This is a genomic window from Streptomyces sp. NBC_01210 (assembly GCF_036010325.1).
GTDB lineage: Bacteria > Actinomycetota > Actinomycetes > Streptomycetales > Streptomycetaceae > Streptomyces.
The window spans coordinates 4,419,981-4,439,243 of sequence record NZ_CP108549.1; the positions used below are offsets into that span (position 1 = coordinate 4,419,981).

Annotated in this window: 13 protein-coding genes, 1 tRNA gene and 1 riboswitch; of the genes, 6 read left to right on the top strand and 8 right to left on the bottom strand. The window is 71.1% G+C overall.

Going from position 1 to position 19,263, the window contains the following annotated elements; genetic code table 11:
• Positions 1-54 precede the first annotated feature (54 nt).
• A complete protein-coding gene (locus OG735_RS19935; RefSeq protein ID WP_327324545.1) occupies positions 55-2,160 on the bottom strand; it encodes an asparagine synthase-related protein in 2,106 nt (701 codons plus the stop codon).
• 746 nt (positions 2,161-2,906) lie between these two features.
• On the opposite strand from OG735_RS19935, the gene OG735_RS19940 reads away from it, so the two are divergent.
• The 4 genes from OG735_RS19940 to OG735_RS19955 all read left to right on the top strand — a co-directional run bounded on the left by OG735_RS19940 (position 2,907) and on the right by OG735_RS19955 (position 8,114).
• Positions 2,907-4,331 carry an MFS transporter gene (locus tag OG735_RS19940; RefSeq protein ID WP_326650915.1) on the top strand — a complete coding sequence of 475 codons (1,425 nt, stop codon included), beginning with the start codon at positions 2,907-2,909 and terminating at the stop codon, positions 4,329-4,331.
• A gap of 158 nt (positions 4,332-4,489) precedes the next feature.
• Positions 4,490-5,689 carry an L-2-hydroxyglutarate oxidase gene (gene lhgO, locus OG735_RS19945; protein ID WP_327328386.1) on the top strand — a complete coding sequence of 400 codons (1,200 nt, stop codon included), beginning with the start codon at positions 4,490-4,492 and terminating at the stop codon, positions 5,687-5,689.
• Positions 5,690-5,915: 226 nt separating this feature from the next.
• Positions 5,916-6,722 (top strand): tRNA (guanosine(46)-N7)-methyltransferase TrmB, encoded by an 807-nt coding sequence (gene trmB / locus OG735_RS19950; RefSeq protein WP_442812458.1) that lies wholly within the window; start codon positions 5,916-5,918, stop codon positions 6,720-6,722.
• Positions 6,723-6,779: 57 nt separating this feature from the next.
• The gene (locus tag OG735_RS19955; protein WP_327324546.1) at positions 6,780-8,114 is read left to right on the top strand and encodes a PrsW family intramembrane metalloprotease; all 1,335 of its coding nucleotides are present in this window, start codon (positions 6,780-6,782) and stop codon (positions 8,112-8,114) included.
• 7 nt (positions 8,115-8,121) lie between these two features.
• Here OG735_RS19955 and OG735_RS19960 read toward each other — a convergent pair whose 3' ends face one another.
• The 7 genes from OG735_RS19960 to OG735_RS19990 form a co-directional block, all read right to left on the bottom strand.
• Positions 8,122-9,066, bottom strand: coding sequence for an aldo/keto reductase (locus OG735_RS19960; protein ID WP_327324547.1), 945 nt, complete (start codon positions 9,064-9,066; stop codon positions 8,122-8,124).
• Between the two features lie 95 nt (positions 9,067-9,161).
• Positions 9,162-10,232, bottom strand: a complete 1,071-nt coding sequence (locus OG735_RS19965; protein ID WP_327324548.1) for a M23 family metallopeptidase — start codon at positions 10,230-10,232, stop codon at positions 9,162-9,164.
• 11 nt (positions 10,233-10,243) lie between these two features.
• A riboswitch (cyclic di-AMP (ydaO/yuaA leader) is annotated at positions 10,244-10,399 on the bottom strand.
• A 215-nt stretch (positions 10,400-10,614) separates the two neighbouring features.
• Complete coding sequence (locus OG735_RS19970) at positions 10,615-11,832, bottom strand: PP2C family protein-serine/threonine phosphatase (RefSeq protein WP_442812459.1); 1,218 nt, start codon at positions 11,830-11,832, stop codon at positions 10,615-10,617.
• A 144-nt stretch (positions 11,833-11,976) separates the two neighbouring features.
• Positions 11,977-12,050, bottom strand: a tRNA-Met gene (locus OG735_RS19975).
• Positions 12,051-12,237: 187 nt separating this feature from the next.
• Positions 12,238-13,488, bottom strand: a complete 1,251-nt coding sequence (locus OG735_RS19980; protein ID WP_327324550.1) for a hypothetical protein — start codon at positions 13,486-13,488, stop codon at positions 12,238-12,240.
• A 332-nt stretch (positions 13,489-13,820) separates the two neighbouring features.
• The gene (locus OG735_RS19985) at positions 13,821-15,059 is read right to left on the bottom strand and encodes an RNA polymerase sigma factor (protein WP_327324551.1); all 1,239 of its coding nucleotides are present in this window, start codon (positions 15,057-15,059) and stop codon (positions 13,821-13,823) included.
• On the bottom strand, positions 15,056-15,469 hold the full coding sequence (locus OG735_RS19990; RefSeq protein WP_327324552.1) for a YciI family protein: 414 nt from the start codon (positions 15,467-15,469) through the stop codon (positions 15,056-15,058). Before OG735_RS19990 ends, OG735_RS19985 begins: the two co-directional genes overlap by 4 nt.
• A 310-nt stretch (positions 15,470-15,779) precedes the next feature.
• On the opposite strand from OG735_RS19990, the gene OG735_RS19995 reads away from it, so the two are divergent.
• Both OG735_RS19995 and OG735_RS20000 read left to right on the top strand, forming a co-directional pair.
• The gene (locus tag OG735_RS19995; protein ID WP_327324553.1) at positions 15,780-17,120 is read left to right on the top strand and encodes a hypothetical protein; all 1,341 of its coding nucleotides are present in this window, start codon (positions 15,780-15,782) and stop codon (positions 17,118-17,120) included.
• Positions 17,121-17,433: 313 nt separating this feature from the next.
• Positions 17,434-19,179, top strand: a complete 1,746-nt coding sequence (locus tag OG735_RS20000; RefSeq protein ID WP_327324554.1) for a helix-turn-helix transcriptional regulator — start codon at positions 17,434-17,436, stop codon at positions 19,177-19,179.
• The last annotated feature ends 84 nt before the right edge of the window (positions 19,180-19,263 follow it).

Sequence of the window (19,263 nt, forward strand, 5' to 3'; positions counted from 1 at the left end):
AGCAAGGACCGGGCATCCCGCCCCCGCCCAGCCCGCCGCAAGGCGACCCGCTCCCTACGACCGCAGTGTCGGCCTCGGCGGGACCCCTCCCGCCACCGCCCGCTGGCGTGGCGCCGCCGTGCCCGTCCAGCACGTACCCCTCCGCGAGAGCAACCTCCGCAGCCACAGCTCCGTGGAGATCAGGTCCGCCAGCCCGTCCAGCGGCACCGGTTCGCCCTCCGACGCCGCGCGCAGCGCCTTGCGGACCACCCGGGCCTCGACCAGGCCCGCGTCCGCCAGCAGCGGCGCGTCGAACAAGGCGATCAGGTGCGGGAGCGACACCCGCAGACCCTTCCGTGCCGCCGCCGACGACGAAGCGTGCGTCGTCGCGCCCCAGCCCGGGGGCAGATCGTGGATGCCCGCGCCCGCCAGCACCGCGCGGAGGATCGCCGCGCGGGCGCCCGGCCGGACCCGCAGCGATTCGGGGAGGTCGCGGCAGGCCCGTACAACCTGGTTGTCGAGGAACGGGGCGTGCAGGCGCTGGCTGCGGATCTCCGCCGCCTGCTCCAGGATCCGCTGGTCCGTCGCGTGGCGGGCCAGCGCTGCACGCGCCCGGGCCTCCCCGGGGCGCTGCACGGACGTCGGCCGCGTCGCCCCCTCCATCAGACGAACCGATACTTCGGCAAGCGCCTCGCCCGTCAGCCAGCGCGCCGCAGGACCAGGCCTCGACCAGGCCAGGGCGGCGAGCGAAGCGCCCAGCGGACCGTTGGAGAGTGCGCGGGCGGGACGGTTCGCCTCCAGCAGCCGGTCCGCCGCCGTCTCCAGGCCGGTGCGGTACGGCGTACGGGCAAGGCGCCGCGCCGCCCGGTACACCGTCAGCGGGATGAACAGCGACTGCGGCGAAGGGCCCTCGGCGCGCGCCAACGCCGTGACCGGACGCACCAGATGACGCCGCCGCCGGTCCAGCAGCAGGTCCGCGAGGCGCGCCGGATGCGCGTCGAGCACCTGCCGCGCGCCCGCCCCCGTGAAGTGGTCCGCGCTGCCCGCGGCCAGCCGTCCGCGGTGGCGTTCCGCGGTGATCAGCGACGGGGCCGGCTCGTCCGTCAGAGGCCCGGCGTCCAGGCTCGCGTACGGCAGCCCCTCCTCCGCCGCCGCGACCACCACATGGTGCAGCCGCGGGTTGGAGGCGATCGCCCGCGCCCGTTCCAGTTCGTCCTCGCGCCCACCCGTGGCCAGGTCGTTGAAAGTGACCGCCAGCAGCCGCTCGCCCGCGCCCGTCCCATGGCCGAGTACCGTGCCCGGTCTGCCCGGCAGCCCCGCCGCCAGCAGCGCCAGCGTGCCGGACGCGCTGCCGCCCGACAGGTCCGCGCCGATCCCTGGCGTCGGCCCGGCCCGGCCGCTCCGGGCGGCCCGCCGCTCCGCCGGACCCATCCCCGGCACCGGCCCGGGATCCGGCGGCAGCGTCTCGGGCGCGTGCCGCGGCGCGGTGAGCCTGGCCCGTACCGCCTCGATCAGTGCGTCGCGTACGCCGTCGATGGCGCGCTCCGCCTCGATCTGCGGCCCGGCGACGGCGAGGGACGCCACCGGCTCGTACCCGGTGATCTCACGCGAGCCCTCGCGCAGAATCAGCGCGTGCCCCGGCGGGATGCGCTTCACACCGTCGTACGGCGTCGAGTCGCGCAGCGCCTCCGGTGTCTCCGGACAGGCGAGCAGTGCCGCCAAGTGCCCGATGTCCAGCTGCGCTTCGATGAGGTCGGCGAGCGGGAGCGCGGCGGTGGCGTACGCGGTGCCGTTCGCCCACGGCGTGTAGAAGACGGGTCTCGCCCCGGCCAGGTCGCCGGCGATCGTGATCCGGCGGCCGACCTGTACGACGGCGGTGTAACTGCCGGCCCAGGCGGTCAGATGCCGCAGCGCCCCGCCGCGCGCCGCGAAGAGCCCCACCTTCAGCTCCTCGTCGCTGGCCGCGCAGCAGCCGAGCACCGCGAGCTTGGTGAAGGGGTCGACGGTGACGACGCGCACCTCGTCGGGGCGCCAGTCGCCGACCGCCCAGAGCGGATCCGGGTCTCCCCACAGGAGTTGGGCACCGACGGGGTGGACGGTGCCGGCGTCGTCGGACGTACCGACAGCCCCGGCCGTACCGAAGTTTGCGGCGATACTGCTCCAGCCCACCAACCACCGCATGCCGCCTCCACAGGCTGTGGACAAACTCAGACCCACCGGACCTCGGACCACCGGGCCGTAACCGCTCGGGCCTCAGCCGTTCGGGAACATGCTGCCACGAAGGCGGCGCACAGGAGGGGCTCCGGGTAGCGCGCGCAAAAAGGGAACGCGCCCCTGGCATTGGCGATTTGACGACGGCCGGGAGGAGGAAGGGGCGAGCGACCAGCGCTCAGACGGGAGCAAAACAGACATGGAGGACAGTCGGCATTCAGCCATTCTCCGTGCCGCACATGTGTGCCCCACCCGTGCATACGACAGTCCGGGAGGCGCTGTTCGCCCCCCGGACCCGTCCGCCGCCCGCGGGGATTGAGGCGGCGGTGTCCCCCAGCCCACTGGTTCCGATACTCAGTGGGCCGACCCACGCAGCACTCATGGAAGCGCTCCCCCACCAGCGCGGCCAGAGCGCACGGACGGGCGCACAGCCACACACCCGGAGCACGACGACGAGGTGCCGTCGGCAGATCGTCTGCTCCAACGCACAACAATCTCGCCATAGGGAACACCGCCCCTTAACGGTCGGGATGCGGCGAACTACGCTGTGTTTACTGATGTTCTCCCCAGGGGCGCATATTCCGAGGGGTCCGGCCAGGAGCTTTTGCAGCCGGGATCCCGGAGCTGTCCGGAGCTGTTCACCAGGGGAGGACACAGCACGAATGCCGTGCGCCCAGCAGCGACGCGGCGGCCGTCTGTGTGTCGAGGGGTGGCGCATGTCCAGGGAGCAACGCGGGCCGAACGACAAACTCGGCACCGTTCTCGCCCTCGCGGGAATCAGCAACGCCGGCCTGGCCCGGCGCGTCAACGACCTCGGCGCGCAGCGCGGTCTGACCCTTCGGTACGACAAGACATCCGTGGCGAGGTGGGTGTCGAAGGGCATGGTGCCGCAGGGCGCCGCACCCCATCTCATCGCTGCGGCCATCGGCGCCAAGCTCGGGCGTCCGGTGCCGCTGCACGAGATCGGTCTGGCGGACGCCGACCCGGCCCCCGAGGTCGGGCTCGCCTTCCCGCGCGATGTGGGCGAGGCGGTGAAATCAGCCACCGAGCTCTACCGCCTCGATCTGGCGGGCCGGCGGGCCGGCAGCGGCGGCATCTGGCAGTCGCTGGCCGGTTCCTTCGCAGTGAGCGCTTACGCGACGCCCGCGTCCCGCTGGCTGATAACGCCCGCCGACTCCTCGGTGGAGCGGTCCGTGTCGGTGGACACCGCGGAGGACACTCCCGCCCGCGTGGGCCACAGCGATGTGGCCAAACTCCGGGAGGCGGCGGAGGACGCGCGCCGCTGGGACTCCAAGTACGGCGGCGGGGACTGGCGTTCGTCGATGGTGCCGGAGTGTCTGCGGGTTGACGCGGCCCCGCTGCTCCTCGGCTCCTATTCGGACGAAGTGGGCAGGGCGCTGTTCGGTGCCGCCGCCGAGCTGACCCGGCTGGCCGGGTGGATGGCCTTCGACACCGGGCAGCAGGAGGCGGCGCAGCGGTACTACATCCAGGCGCTGCGACTGGCCCGCGCGGCCGCGGATGTTCCGTTAGGCGGCTATGTGCTGGCTTCGATGTCGCTGCAGGCGACGTACCGCGGATTCGCGGACGAGGGCGTGGATCTCGCGCAGGCGGCGCTCGAGCGCAATCGCGGCCTCGCCACCGCCCGCACGATGAGCTTCTTCCGGCTGGTGGAGGCGCGGGCGCACGCGAAGGCGAGCGACGCGGTGGCGGCCGGAGGCGCGCTGAAAGCGGCGGAGGGCTGGCTGGAGCGCTCACGGGCGGGCGATGCCGACCCGACGTGGCTGGGCTTCTACTCCTACGACCGGTTCGCCGCGGACGCTGCCGAGTGCTACCGCGATCTGAAGGCGCCGCGCCAGGTGCGTCGCTTCACGGAGCAGGCGCTGTCGCGGCCGACGGAGGAGTTCGTACGGTCGCACGGGCTGCGGCTCGTGGTGTCGGCGGTGGCCGAGCTGGAGTCCGGGAATCTGGACGCGGCGTGCGCGGCGGGCACGCGCGCGGTGGAGGTCGCGGGGCGGATCTCCTCGGCGCGGACCACGGAGTACGTACGGGATCTGCTGCACAGACTCGAACCGTACGGCGACGAGCCGCGGGTCGTGGAGCTGCGGGAAAGGGCCAGGCCACTGCTGGTCGCTCCGGCGTAGGGCACGAACCCACTGGTTCAGCTGGTTTAAGGCCATTGTCAGTGGGCCAGTGCACTATCGGGGTGGGAGGTGACGCGGTGACGGCGTCCGGACAGGGCTTCGGGCAGGTCCACGGGCATGATCACGGGCAGGTCCATGGGCAGGGCTTCGACTGTGACGTGCTGGTGATCGGCGGCGGGATCGTCGGCCTGTCGACGGCGTATGCGCTGACGCGCGCGGCTCCCGGGACCCGGGTGACGGTCCTGGAGAAGGAACCGGGCCCGGCCAGGCACCAGACCGGGCGGAACAGCGGAGTGATCCACAGCGGGATCTACTACCGGCCGGGGTCGCTGAAGGCACGGTTCGCGGTGCGCGGCGCGGCGGAGATGGTGAAGTTCTGCGCGGAGTACGGCATCGAGCACAAGGTCACCGGCAAGCTGATCGTCGCGACGGGGCGGGACGAGCTGCCACGGCTGCACGCCCTGGTCCAGCGCGGCCGTGAGAACGGCATTCCGGTACGAGAGCTGGGCGCGGCGCAGATCACGGAGTACGAGCCGCAGGCGCGCGGGCTCGCGGCGATCCATGTCGGGACGACGGGGGTGTGCGACTTCGGGGCGGTGGCGGCACAGCTCGCGGCGGCGTCCGACGCGGACATCCGGTACGACGAGCAGGTCACCGCCATTGACCGCCGCGCATGGGGCGTCGCTGTGCGCACGGCATCGGGGACAGTGGTCCGGGCGAGGGTGCTGGTGAACTGCGCGGGGCTGCAGTGCGACCGGGTCGCGCTGCTGGCGGGCGACGAACCGGGTATGCGGATCGTCCCCTTCCGGGGTGAGTACTACGAGCTGGCCCGCCCCGATCTCGTACGCGGACTGATCTACCCGGTGCCGGACCCGGCGTTCCCTTTCCTCGGGGTGCATCTGACGCGCGGCATCGACGGTGGCGTCCATGTCGGCCCGAACGCGGTCCCGGCGCTGGCCCGCGAGGGCTACAGCTGGTCGGCGGTCCGACCGCTGGAACTGGCGGGGACGCTCGGCTGGCCGGGGACATGGCGGATAGCCCGCAGGCACTGGCGGTACGGCGCGGGTGAACTGCACCGCTCGCTGTCGAAGCGCGCGTTCGCGACGGCGGTACGGCGGCTGCTGCCGGCGGTGACGGCGGACGATCTGCGCCCGGCCGCGTCGGGCGTACGGGCGCAGGCGGTCCTGCGGGACGGCACACTGGCCGACGACTTCCTGATCCGCGAGGCACCACGCACGGTGCATGTGCTGAACGCGCCGTCCCCGGCGGCGACGGCGTCCCTGCCCATCGGCAGAGAGGTCGCACGCAGGGCCCTGACGGCGTTGGCGGACGGCCGCTTGGCGCGTGCGGGGAGGTAACGACAGCCCCGGTCCCGCCCGCTGGGGGGACGGGCACCCGCGCCCAGACCCAGCCCCAGGCGCGCCCCCAAGCCCGGCCACCAGGCCCGGCCCGCCAAGGCCCAGCCCCGAGGCTCGGCTCCCAAGGCCCAGCCCCCAGCTCGACCCCAGGCTCGACCCCAGGCTCGACCCCGGGCTCGGCTCCCGGCGACGGTCACCCCCGCCCCCGCCGTAGAATCAGGCCATTGTGTCTGAGCTCCGAAACCCCACTTCTGACGACGCCCCCCGGCCCCCCATACGTGCCAAGGGCGAGCCCCGCTTTCCCGGTGGGCCCGCTGCCGATCCCGCCGGGTCGCATCATGAGCGGCGCATTCGCAGTTTCCAGCCACGCCGCAGCCGCGTGACCGTCGGGCAGGCCGATGCCCTGGAGCGGCTGTGGCCGATCTGGGGCATGGACATCGACGGGCACCGCGTCCTCGACCTCGACGAGATGTTCGGCGGACTGCCCGTCGTCCTCGAGATCGGGTTCGGGATGGGCGAGGCCACCGCGCAGATGGCCGCCGAGGACCCCGGCACCGGGATTCTCGCCGTCGACGTGCACACTCCCGGGCAGGGGAATCTGCTCGGTCTCGCGGAGCGGAACGGACTGTCCAACATCCGGGTCGCCAACGGTGACGCGATCATCCTGCTCAGAGAGATGCTCGCGCCCCGTTCGCTCGACGGGATGCGCGTCTACTTCCCCGACCCCTGGCCGAAGAAGCGCCACCACAAGCGGCGGCTGATCCAGCCCGAATTCCTCGGCCTCGCCGCGCGGTGCCTGAAGCCCGGCGCGGTCCTCCACTGCGCGACCGACTGGGAGCCGTACGCCGAGCAGATGCTCGAGGTGCTCTCCGCGCACCCGGACTTCGAGAACACCCAGGAGGACGGCGGCTTCGCCCCCCGCCCCTCGTTCCGCCCGCTCACCCGATTCGAGGGGCAGGGCCTGGACAAGGGCCACAAGGTGCACGACCTGCTGTTCCGCCGACGGGTGGGCACCACCGTCCCGGACGCGTAACCCTCAGTAGCCCCGGGCACCATCGCCAGTGTCCGTGGCTCTCGTTAGGGTCAATGGGTGTCCGAGTCGTCCCCGCAGCACCTCCCACCGCATCCGGCGGTCCCGGCGTTCGATCAGCAGCCGCTGTTCGACGCCGTGCCGGAGCGTTCCCGGTGGCGCTACAAACCGCGTCGAGTCTCCCGGCTCTGGCACAGCAAGGCGGTCCGGGCCGGAGTGCTGATCACGTTCCTCGCCCTCTCCGGCCTGGTGATCCTCTCCCTCGTACGTGACCAGACGGGCACCCAGGGCTTCCTGGTCGGCCTGGGTCTCGCGACGCTGCCCGTCCCGCTCCTGATGGCGGCCTTCCGCTGGCTGGACCGCGTCGAGCCGGGCCCCTGGAAGAATCTGCTCTTCGCCTTCGCGTGGGGCGCCTTCGCCGCCGCCCTCGTCGCGATCATCGCGAACTCCTTCGCCACCCGCTGGATAGCCACCGCCACCGCGGATCCGGCGAGCGCCGACACCCTCGGCGCGACGGTGATAGCCCCGATCGTCGAGGAGAGCGCGAAGGCCGCCGCGATCCTGCTCATCTTCATCTTCCGCAGACGGGACTTCACCGGAATCGTCGACGGCGTCGTCGTGGCCGGCTTCACCGCGACCGGCTTCGCCTTCACCGAGAACATCCTCTATCTGGGCAACGCCTTCGGCGAGGACCAGGAGATAGGCACCTCGGGCCTCACCTCGATGACCGCGGCGACCTTCTTCGTACGCGTCGTGATGTCGCCGTTCGCACATCCGCTCTTCACGGTCCTGACGGGTATCGGCTTCGGGATCGCCGCGCTCGCCGCACAGCGCCAGAAGATCCGCCGCGTCGCACTGCCGCTGCTCGGTCTCGTCCTCGCCATGGGCGTGCACGCCCTGTGGAACGGCGCGTCGTCGCTGTTCGGCCCGCTGGGCTTCTACGGCGTGTACGGGGCGTTCATGGTGCCGGCCTTCGGCCTGCTGACCTGGCTGGCGATCTGGACGCGGCAGCGCGAGCTGCGCACGATATCCGCCGAGCTGCCCGCGTACGCCGCGGCCGGCTGGCTCGCGGGGGACGAACCGCGCGCGCTCTCCTCGATGCGGGCACGCACGATGGCGCGCGACTTCGCGCGGCGGACGTACGGTCCGGCCGCGGCGCACGCCGTATCGGAGTACGAGACGTTCGCGACCTCCCTGGCCTTTCTGCGCCACCGGGCCCATCGCGACGCGGCGGGCCCTGACTTCGTGGAGCGCGAGCAGGAGCTGCTGCACCACCTGTGGCAGCGCAAGGAGGTGGCCGCGCCCGCGCTGACCTACGCGGCACGGGCGACGGGCCGGGTGTGGGTGCCACCGCCGTACCGCGACTACGGCGGCTACAACCCGTACCGCTCGTAGGGCACTCTCAGGCGGACGCCGCCGTCAGCTCGGCCAGCTCCTCGGCCGTCAGCTCCAGGTCGGCGACCGCCAGCAGGGCGGGCAGCTGCTCGACCGTACGGGCCGAGGCGATCGGCGCGGCGACGGTCGGCTGCGCAGCCAGCCAGGCGAGCGCGACAGTCGCGATCTCGGCACCGCGCGCCTCGGCGACCTTGTCCAGCGCGGCGAGCACGGCGACGCCCCGGTCGGTCTTCAGATGCCCGGCCGCGCCCTCGGCCCGTGGGCTCCGCACCGTCGCACCCGGCCGGTACTTGCCGGTGAGGAAGCCGGAAGCGAGCGAGTAGTACGGGACGGCGGCGAGACCGGCGCGGGCGGCCGTCTCCTGGCGCTCGCCCTCGTACGTCTCGCGCGAGACGAGGTTGTAGTGCGGCTGCAGCACGGAGTAGCGGGCCAGACCCTCGCGCTCCGAGAAGTCCAAGGACGCCTGGAGTCGCTCGACGCTGAGGTTGGAGGTGGCGATGGCGCGGACCTTGCCGTCCTTCACCAGCTGGTCGAGGGCGGTGATGATCTCCTCGACGGGGACGGCCGGGTCGTCGAAGTGCGTGTAGTACAGGTCGATGTAGTCGGTACGCAGCCGACGCAGCGACTCCTCGGCCGCGGCCACGATATTGGTGGCGGAGAGGCCCCTGTACTGGGGGTGGGCGCCGACCTTGGTGGCGACGACGACCTCGGAACGGTTGCCGCGCGCGGCAAGCCAGTTGCCGATGACGGTCTCGGACTCGCCGCCCTCGTTGCCCGGCCCCCATGCGGAGTAGACGTCGGCGGTGTCGATGAAGTTGCCGCCGGCGGCCACGTACGCGTCGAGCACGGCGAAGGACTGCGTCTCGTCGGCGGTCCAGCCGAAGACATTGCCGCCGAGGCAGAGCGGAAAGACGGCCAGGCCTGAGGAGCCAAGGGTACGGAGGGAAGTCATACCTTGATCAACAGCCAGACCGGGCCGCGCTATTCCGTCTACGCCAGGACTGCCGTGAGGTGCTCACGGCAGGACTGCCGGGCTGCGGTGCTCGATCAGACTGTGAGGCCCTTGCCCTGGAGCCAGGCCATCGGGTCGATGCCCGAACCGCCCGGGGTGTGCACCTCAAGGTGCAGATGCGGGCCCGTGACATTGCCGGTCGCGCCCACGCGACCGATCGTCTCGCCCGTCGTCACCTTCTGGCCCACGCTGACCGACATCGACGACTGGTGGCAGTACCAGACCTCCGTACCGTCCTCGAGCTCCAGGACCGTGCGGTAGCCGTACGAGCCCGACCAGCCCGCCGACTTGACGGTCCCGCCGTGCACCGCCTTGACCGGCGTGCCCGTCGGTGCGGCGAAGTCCAGGCCGGTGTGGTAGCCCGAGGACCACATGGAGCCGGCCTCGCCGAAGGTGGAGGTGATCGTGTACGCGGAGGTGGGCAGCGCGAAGTTCGCGGCCAGCTTGGCGAGCCGCTCCGCCTCCGCCTTGGCCTCCGCGGCCGCCTCGGCCTTCTGCTTCGCGGCCTCGGCCTTCGCCTCCGCCGCCGTCTGCTGCTGCTTCGCCTCCGCCGCAGCCTTCTCGGCGGCGAGCTTCTCCGCGGCCGACTTGGCCCCGGCGTCCGCCTCGGCCCGCTGCTGATCGGCCTGCTGAAGGATGCGGGCGCGCAGGGCCTCACCGGCGCCGGCCGCGCCCGTCTCCGCGTCCGCCTCGGTGCCGTCCTCCCCGGCGAGGGTCATCGCCGTGAGCGGCGAGGCGTTCGCGTTCCCCGACTGCGCGTCGGCGCCGTCGGACATCAAGGCACCCACACCCGGCAGTGACGCGGCGTCGGGCAGCTTGTCCTTGATCGAGTCCGGAAGGTCCGGCAGCGATATGGAGACCGGCGGCTTGTCCTGCGCGCTGGCCATACCGCCCGCGCCGACCGCTGCGATCACACCGACGCCGAGCACCGTGGAGCTGCGGGCGAGTCCGCCGCGCTGCTTCATGACACGGTGCCGGCCGCGCACCGGACGAACGGAGTCCTCGGTGGGGTTCCATTCCTCCCATGCCCGCTCCGCTACGTCGTCGCCGAAGAAGTCGGATTGAAAGGGGGTTTCGGGTGCGGGGGCAGGGCTTTTGGACGCCACGGAGGCGTACTCCTTTCCTTCCTTCTCGCCTACCGGGTTAGCTGACGGGTTCGGAGCAGGAAGGTCTCCTACGAGCGCTTCGACCGCGAACAAAGCGGCAAAAGGTGCCCGATTCACCCCAATTGGTGGTTCCCCGGTTCCCTTGCGGGATTCGGCGCGTGCGCACGGTGCCGTCTCTTGCGACGGCTGGGACAACCGCGCTGCGTTATCGAACGTTAATAGACGCCAGGGCCGGATTCCAAGCTGTTCCGACTATTCATTGAAGACATTGGCCTGGACTTACCGGGACACAAGCGGCCGGAGTCGGGCGACTTGATCGATGCCCGGACCGCACCGCACTTCTGACGGTGCTTCAAATGTAATGCGGAGGGGTGTCCTTCGACTACACACGGTACTGGCCGGTGTCTTCCTGCTCCCCTTTGATCACGCCTACGGTCCTGCGGCGCTCCGGCTGCCCGTCGAGCGGGCGGCTGACCGCCAGCAGCGCCATGTCGTCGTTGGGACCGCCGCCCGTATGCAGGCGTACATCGTCGACGATCGCGTCCAGCAGCTCCTCGGGGCCGGCGAAGAGCCGGCCGCCGAGCCGCTCGACGGGGTTGTAGAAGGTACCGTCCGCGTCGCGCGCCTCGGTCACCCCGTCGGTGTAGAGGAGCAGCGTGGCCCCGGCCGGGAGCGGATACTCGTCCGCCAGGTCCGGCAAGATCCCCAGATCACCCATTCCCAGCGGCAGCGCGTGCTCGGTCGGCTCCAGCTTGTCCAGATCGCCGTCGGCGTGCAGCACCAGCGGCTCCGGATGGCCACGGTTCACCACCCGCACCACGCCCTCGCCGCGCGGAATCTCGGCGAGTACGGCGGTGGTGAACCCCTCGAACACGTCCAGGGTGCCCCGTCTCGTCCCCTCGCGCGTGAGCGCCCGCTCCAGGCGCCCGGCGACGCCCTCGATCGATCTCTCCTGCTCGGCGGCCTCCCGGAACGCCCCGATGACCACCGCCACGGCCTCGACCGCCCCCATCCCCTTGCCCCGGACGTCGCCCACGACCAGCCGCACACCGTGCGGGGTGTCCTGTACGGCGAAGAGGTCACCGCCGATGAACGCGTCCGCCTGCGCCGCCTCGTACCGCGCGGCGATCTGCATCCCGCCGATCCGGTCGGCGGGGGTGGGCAGCACGGCGCGCTGCGCGGTCTCGGCGATGTCGCGGGCGGAGGCCAGGCGCCTGCCGCTGAGCCGTACCACCCGGTTGATGAAGAGCGCCAGGCCGGCGACGGTGACCACGGTGAACAGCTCGGTGTTCGCCGGGGTCGTGGTCAGGGTCCCGTTGTAGACGTGCAGACCCAGCACACTGACGACGGTGGCGATGCCGGTCAGCAAGGTGGCGGGAAAGGAGAAGAACGGCGCGGCGATCAGCGGAGCGGCGGCGAAGAGCGGAGATGCGGTGTACTCGGACGGGGTGAGGAGATCGAAGACCACGCCGGCAATGATCATCAGCCAGGGCAGCGCGAGGACAAGACGGTGAGCGCCGGCGCCGCCGTCCTGCTCTCGCTGCCCCACCAGTGATCTCCTGACCAGTCCAGCCACGGCGGCGGAAAGTACCGCGCTCATCCCAGGTTGGCCGTAGCCGCGCCGGGCTGCGACTCTCCGTCGGCCAACCGGGCGACGCCGACGGTTGGGGCCGGGTACGGACGGTTGGGGCCGGGTACGACAGTGGCCCGGCACTCTGATCGAGTGCCGGGCCACTGGCTGCAGTAGCGGGGACAGGATTTGAACCTGCGACCTCTGGGTTATGAGCCCAGCGAGCTACCGAGCTGCTCCACCCCGCGTCGGTGAACACAACCTTACGCCATCCGGAGCAAGATCAAATCCATTTTATGAGGCGGTCTGCTCCGAAGCCTCTCCGAAGGCTCCCCGCATGGCTGTGGCCCACGCTGCGCAGCACCCTCGCGGTCGGCCGTCCCGCGACGGACAAGGAACTGCTGAGGGTGCTGCGCAGCGGCACTGCGCGCTGTTTCAGCGGCGGCGCAGGCGGAGTGCGGTGAGCGCGCCGCCGGCCGCGATCAGTACCGCGGCGGTGATCGCCGCGTACCAGGTGGAGCTGGACGATCCGGTGCTGGCGAGGGCGCCGGTGGTGGTGACGGGGTCGTTCGCGACGGCCGCCGCCGAGGTCGTGGCGGAGGCGGACGGGGTGCCGGACGGCGTCGCGGACGCGGTCGGGGAGGGCGAGGCGGACGCAGTCGAGGAGGGGGTCGCGGTCGGCTTGCCGCTCGGGGCGGTGCCGCGCTCGGGGGCGACCGTGATCCTGCCCTGGGCCCCCAGGAACGGATGGATGTTGCCCTCGGTGAGCGACGTCGTCGCCTGCAGCGTGAGCTTGACCGGCTTCTGGATGCCCTTGAAGTCGATGACGCTCACGCGAAGGCGGGTGCGGTGCATGACGTAGCTCTTGCGGATGTCCGCCAGCTGCCACTTCTCCTCGCCCGCGAACTTCTTGACCCTGGTGTACTTGCCGTCCTCGCCGAGCTCATCGATCACCAGCTCAGGGATCTTCCCCGTGGAGCCGGGCTCCTCGACGACCTCCAGGGTGGTCCTCAGGTCGGAGTCGAAGGTCACCCCGCCCTTGAGCTGGTGGACGATGTCGACGTTGCCCGTCGTGCCGGGCTTGATGGGAGCGTTCTCGTCGGTCTCGAGCGTCATGGAGGCGGGCCCGGTGCTGATCTTCGGGCTGGCCTCGAAGACCAGGGTGTCGTCGTTCTGGCGCTGGGTGTGCTCGGCCAGGTCGTCGGCCAGGAGCTTCAGATTGCCGTTGTTGGACGGGTAGTTCTTGCCGAGGCCGACGGAGACCTTCCAGCTCAGCTCACCCTTGGCAGGTACCGAGAACGGGGCGTTCCTGCCCTTCTCGGCCGGGTAGAACATGCCCTGCGCGCCCGCGTCCTGCTGCCCGACGAACTCGTCCGTGGCCGGGGCGTTCACCGGCTGCACGTCGAAGACGATGTGCGAGGCCGCGATGGGGCTCGCGCCGTCCGTGTCGCCGATCATCCACGGCTGGAAGTCCACCGCCTTGTCCGCGGAGTTCTTCACGGTGAACGTGAAGGTCTCGCTCGCCCCGCCGCGGGTCAGCGGCCCGGACGGCGCCGGGGTGCCCAGCTCGATGGTGAGGGGCTTGCTCGAGGCCACCGGGGCGGCGTGGGCGCTGAGCGGGACAAGGGTGGTGCCGACGGCGGCGGCGACGGTGAGCGCGGCGGCGGAGGCGAAGCGAACGGACATGGTGGACTCCCCCCAAGGAATCGACTAGGGGCCGGACTGCCGGTGGATGGGCGACAGTCGGCCGTACCTAAGAGCAGCGCGGCACAGCGCCGCTGCAGACGGTGAAGCGAGATGAGCGAGATGAGAGAAATGAGCGGCCGGCTCGCAGAGCGCGCGCCGGATGAGAGATCGCCTTCCGTCCGGCCCTGCGCGGTCCCGGCTTGCGGCGATGTGCATATCTTCACCGCTCAAGATCGGCCGGGCAATCCCCGTACTGTCACCGCTTCGCAACAGCGTCCGGAAGGCGAAAATCCGCCTCTGACCTGGGAGTTGCCTCCAGTCGTCGGGTCCGGCTACGCAGGGGGCAGCAGCCGCGCGGCCCGCATCTGCAGGTAGCGCGTCTCCGGGACGCTGAGCGTGCGCTGTGCCGCCAACCGGTAGGCGGCTCGGGCGCCTTCGGCATCCCCGGCCTTCTCCAGCAGGTGTGCCCGTACGGCGTCGAGCCGATGGTGCCCCGCCAACCGGTCCTCCAGCTTGGCGACTTCGGCGAGCCCGGCCTCGGGGCCGTGCACCATGGCGACGGCCACGGCACGGCCGAGCTCGGCCATCGGCTCGGGGGCGCGGCGTACGAGGACGTCGTACAGAGCGAGGATCTGCGGCCAGTCGGTGTCCTCGGCACGAGCCGCCTCGTCGTGCAGCGCCGCGATCGCCGCCTGCAGCTGGTAGGCCCCGGCCGGCCCCTCGGACAGGGCCTCCTCCACCAGCGCGCTGCCCTCGGCGATCGCCTTCCCGTCCCAACGGCTGCGGTCCTGCTCGTCGAGCGGTACCAGTTCGCCGTGCGGTCCGGTGCGGGCCGCGCTGCGCGCGTCGGTGAGCAGCATCAGCGCCAGCAGCCCGGTCACCGCCCCCTCCTGCGGCAGGAGCCGGCGTACGGCCCGGGTCAGCCGGATCGCTTCGGCGGCGAGATCGGCGCGGTGCAGATCGCTGCCGGAGGTCGCCGTATAGCCCTCGTTGAAGATCAGGTAGAGCACCTGCAGCACGACCGCGAGCCGCTGATCGCGGTCCTCGCGCCCCGGCTGCCGGAACGGCACTCCCTTGACCTTCTGCTTGGCCCGGCTGATGCGCTGCGCCATGGTCGCCTCCGGCACAAGATGCGCACGGGCGATCTCGGCCGTGGTCAGCCCCCCGACGGCACGCAGGGTGAGCGCGATCTGCGCGGCCGGCGTGAGCTCGGGGTGACAGCACAGGAAGAGCAGGGTGAGGGTGTCGTCCTCGGACGGTGCGCGGCTCTCTCCGGGCGCGGGCGCCGTGAAGGCGTCTCGAGGCGTCAGCGCCGCGACCGTCTCCTCACGTCTGCGCCGGGCCTCGTCGCTGCGCAGCGCTTCCGTGAGCCGACGGGACGCGACCTTGATCAGCCAACCGCGCGGATTGTCGGGCCGGCCCGCATCGGGCCACTGCTGCGCGGCCGCGAGCAGCGCCTCCTGTACGGAGTCCTCGGCCAGATCGAAGTGCCCGTACCGGCGCACCAGCGCGCCGAGGACCTGCGGCGCGTGCAGACGCAGCAGGTCCTCGATGCCGGTCGTACCTCTCACACACAGCCTCCGCCGTCCTGGATGGGCCGGATGACCACCGGATAGGGGGGAGCCCCCTCGGGCGCCGGGCACGTCGCGACGCGCGCGGCGATCTCGGTGACCCGCTCCAGGCTCTCGCAGTCGAGTACCCAGTACCCGGCGAGCAGCTCCTTGGTCTCTCCGTACGGACCGTCCGTGATCACGGGCTTCCCGTCCTTGCCGGCACTGACGAAGCGGGTCTGCGCGGGCTCGGCCAGGCCGTTCCCGTCGACGAGCTCACCGGACTCGGAGAGGTCGTTGTTGACCTCGCCCATGAAGGCGAACATCGCCTGCAGATCCTTCTCGCTCCAGGCCGGGCTGTGCGCGGACGCCTGGCCGCGCATGGCCTCGTAGTCGGCCTGCGAGCCCTGGACCATCACCAGATACTTCATGGTTTCGCTCCCTCGGATGCGTTGCCGCCCCTTGCGGGCAACTCTCACAGGGGACGTCGCGGCCGATGACGGATTCTCGACACCTCGCGGAGAAATTTTCCGGAACTACTCGTCAGGACCACTCGCCCGGAACGTCGTCCGGGGTGTGCGGGCGGCCCGGCCTGTGGGAGTCGTCCCGCAGGACCGGCCTGTGTCATCCCGCGTTTTCGTCCATTCGGCCCGGCCGGACGTGCCCTCTCCGTCGCCATGAGCGGAAATGGATCAGGAGGCAGCAGCCCTCGGCGGCTACCAAACTGACGCAGGAGCACGGATGACAAACTCGTCGGAACCGCGGCAGGAACCGTCACCGGAACCTGCGCCGGAGGGCTCGGCGGCGGGCGGTCGGCCGCAGGGTTCGCCGGCGGGCGGTTCGGCGGCGACGCGGATCGCGAGGAAGGTGTCATCGGCAGTCCTCATCGTCCTCACGTGCATTCTCGTCCCGCTGTCCGTAGTGACGGTCTGGGTGCACGACATCGTGCTCGACACCGACCGGTACGTCGCCACAGTCGCCCCCCTGGCGAGCGATCCGGCGATCCAGGACGCCGCGGTGAATCGCGCCGTCCAGGCGGTGGACGTCCGCTTCGACGCCAAGGAATTCACTACCAATGTGGCTGACTGGCTTCAGTCGCAGGGGCTGCCGCCCCTCGCCGCGCAAGCAGTCAAGGGCTTCGCTCCGCAGGTGGCTTCCGCCGTCAACGGCGCGGTCGAGAAGGTTGCCCGCCGCTTCGTCGAGAGCGACCGGTTCAAGAAGGTGTGGACCACCGCCAACCGGATCGGCCACAACGCCGTCGACCACGCGCTCACCGGCAAGGGGCGCGGAGCGGTCGGCATCGAAGAAGGAACCGTCACCCTCAATGTCGGCACTGCCGTGGAGACCATCAAGAAGGACCTCGTCGACGCGGGGCTGAAACCGGCCTCGAAGATTCCCACCGTCAACAAGCAACTGGTCCTCTTCAAGTCCGACGAGCTCGCCAAGTACCAGAACGCCGCGCACGCGCTCGATGTGATCGGCAACTGGATGCCGATCATCACCGTGCTCCTCGGTGCGGCCGGTGTGCTGCTCGCCCATCACCGCAGGCGCGCCCTGGCCAAGACCGCCCTCGGCGCCGCCCTGGCCTGCCTGATCGTTGTCATCGCCCTGGTCGTCGGCCGTAGCTACTACCTCAGCCACCTGCCGCCCCAGGTGCTGTCCCACGCCGCCGCTGGAGCGGTCTACGACACGCTTCTGCACTTCCTGCGCGTCACGCTCCGCACCGTGATCGTGCTTGGCGTGATCATCGCTGTCGGCGCGTACCTGATCGGACCCGGCCGACTGCCCCGCGCGGCGCGGGACAGGGCCGACCGCACCGCCGACTCCGTGGCGGGCTGGGGCTATTCGCACGGAGTGCACACCGGCGGGGTGGGCACCTGGACGGAGAGCCACCGCCGCTGGATCAACGTCGGCCTGCTTCTCGTACTGGCCCTGATCTTCGCCCTGTGGAACCACCCCACGGCGCTGACCGTACTGCTCCTGGTCCTGATCCTCCTCGCGGCGCTCGCCGTGACCTCTCTGCTGGCCGCGACAGGCCGCCGGACGCAAGCGCCGAAGGACACCGGCACCCGCGCGGGGTGATGCGGCGCAGGCCGGAGCATCGCCTTCCACGGGTGAGCGCCGGACCACCGGAAGCGGCTTTTTCACCCGTTTCGGGTGATGCCCACTCACCCGCCTCAGCCAGCAGCACCAGTACGCGAAAACCCCCGTCGGCCGACCGCCCGACGCGCTGCCGCTCATCGACACCCGGCCGCCTGCCTGGCGATCATGAACAGGCGCGGTGAAGATTGACCTGTCGGTCCACGTGCCGTCGGCACGTTACACACGGTTCGCACGATTCGCGCGATACGTACGGTTGGCAGGACAAGGCAGCCGACAGCCAGATGGTGGTCGCATGCCCCGGAGCACAATCTCCGCAGCACTGGACGGCGGCGGAGCCCCCCATACCGCCCGGACACCGTCAGTCCACACGTCCGGAATCGGCACCACGGCGTCGCAGCTGCAACTGGCTCCGACCGGTGACCCACTGCTGGCCGCGAAGTTCTCCGTACCGTCCGTTCCAGGGACGTTCGTACGCCGCAAGCGCCTGCTGGACCGCCTCACCGACGGAACGGCGGGACCCCTGACCCTGATCACGGGCCCGGCCGGCGCCGGTAAAACCATGCTCGCCGCCTCCTGGGCGGTGGGTTCGACGCCACCGCACCCGGCGGTCGTGTGGCTCACCCTCGAGGACGACGACGGCGCGCCCGGCGTGTTCTGGACGTACGTCCTCGAAGCCATCCGTCACCACCAGGTGACGCTGCCCGACACCGTCGGCTCCCCCACGCGCGCCGACAACGTCGACCGTTCCCTGCTGGTCCGGCTGGCTTCCGCGCTGGCACGGCTGGATCAGCCGGTGGTTCTCGTACTCGACGGCCTCGACCAGGTGCCCGACCGCGAGGTGGCTTCGGGCCTGGACTTCATCCTGAACCACGCGGGACCGCAGCTGCGCCTGGTGCTGATCAGCCGGGTCGATCCGCTGCTCCCTCTGCACCGCTACCGCGCCGAGGACAGCATCGGCGAGATCCGCGGGGCCGACCTGGCGTTCACCCGGCACGAGACCGCGACGCTGCTGCGGCGGCACGGCCTGGTTTCGTCGGCGGAGACCGTCGACGCCCTCACCCGGCGCAGCGAGGGCTGGGCCGCCGGACTGCGGCTGTGCGCCCTGGCCATGCAGCGGAGCGACGATCCGACCGGCTTCGCCCGGTCGTTCGCCCTTTCGCAGAGTGCCGTCGCCGACTATCTGCTTGCCGAGGTCGTCGAGGCTCAGCCCGCCGCCACCCAGGACCTGCTGGTGCGTACGAGCATCCTGAACCGGGTGCACCCACAGCTGGCGAACCTGCTGACCGGACGCGAGGACGCCGAGGGGATCCTGGCCGGGCTCACCCGCGCCAACACCTTCGTCGAACCGATCGGTGACACACCCTGGTGCCGCTTCCATCCGCTGTTCACGGAGGTTCTCCACGCACATCTGCGCAGCCACCAGCCCGGCCTCGAACCGCAGCTGCATCGCCTCGCGGCCCGCTGGTTCGCCGACGCCGGCCTGGTCTCTGAAGCCATGGAACACGCGGCCGCGGCAGAGGACTGGGAGTGCGCCGCCGCCCTGATCGTCGATCACCTGGCCCTCGGCGGCGGGCTCACCGGCCCGGACAACCACCGGCTGGAGCGGCTCTTCGCCGCCATGCCCGCCGACCTCCCGGGAGCCGCCCCCTGGCTGCGCCACCTGCTCGAGCAGCGGCCCGAACTCACCAGTGGCCACCCTTGGCGCATCGAGCGCACGGCATCCGCCGACGGCACGCCGACTCTGAACGGCACGGCGCCCCTGGACGGCACGGCCACTCTGAACGGCACAGCGGCCCTGAACGGCACGGCGGCCCTGGACGGCGGGTCGGCGCAGGCGATTGTCGTCGAGTCGCTCAGCGACCGCGAATGCGACGTACTGCGGCTTGCCGCGGAGATGATGTCGACCGAGGAGATCGCCGCGGAGCTGTATGTGTCCGTCAATACGGTGAAGACACATCTGAGGAGCATCTACCGAAAGCTTTCCGTTTCCCGGCGCAGCGACGCGGTCCGCCGTGCGAGGGAGCTCCACCTGCTCTGACGGCGGCATGGGCTCTGCGTGCCTGCTCAGCTTGCGGGCTCACCTCAACCGGGTGATGCCGCACCGGCCGCACATCGGACACCA

Coding starts and splice junctions, on each gene's coding strand:
- OG735_RS19990 (WP_327324552.1), bottom strand. CDS start 15,469: ATGAAGTATCTGGTGATGGTCCAGGGCTCGCAGGCCGACTACGAGGCC.
- OG735_RS19995 (WP_327324553.1), top strand. CDS start 15,780: ATGACAAACTCGTCGGAACCGCGGCAGGAACCGTCACCGGAACCTGCG.
- OG735_RS19970 (WP_442812459.1), bottom strand. CDS start 11,832: ATGAGCGCGGTACTTTCCGCCGCCGTGGCTGGACTGGTCAGGAGATCA.
- OG735_RS19940 (WP_326650915.1), top strand. CDS start 2,907: ATGTCCAGGGAGCAACGCGGGCCGAACGACAAACTCGGCACCGTTCTC.
- OG735_RS19980 (WP_327324550.1), bottom strand. CDS start 13,488: ATGTCCGTTCGCTTCGCCTCCGCCGCCGCGCTCACCGTCGCCGCCGCC.
- OG735_RS19935 (WP_327324545.1), bottom strand. CDS start 2,160: ATGCGGTGGTTGGTGGGCTGGAGCAGTATCGCCGCAAACTTCGGTACG.
- OG735_RS20000 (WP_327324554.1), top strand. CDS start 17,434: ATGCCCCGGAGCACAATCTCCGCAGCACTGGACGGCGGCGGAGCCCCC.
- OG735_RS19960 (WP_327324547.1), bottom strand. CDS start 9,066: ATGACTTCCCTCCGTACCCTTGGCTCCTCAGGCCTGGCCGTCTTTCCG.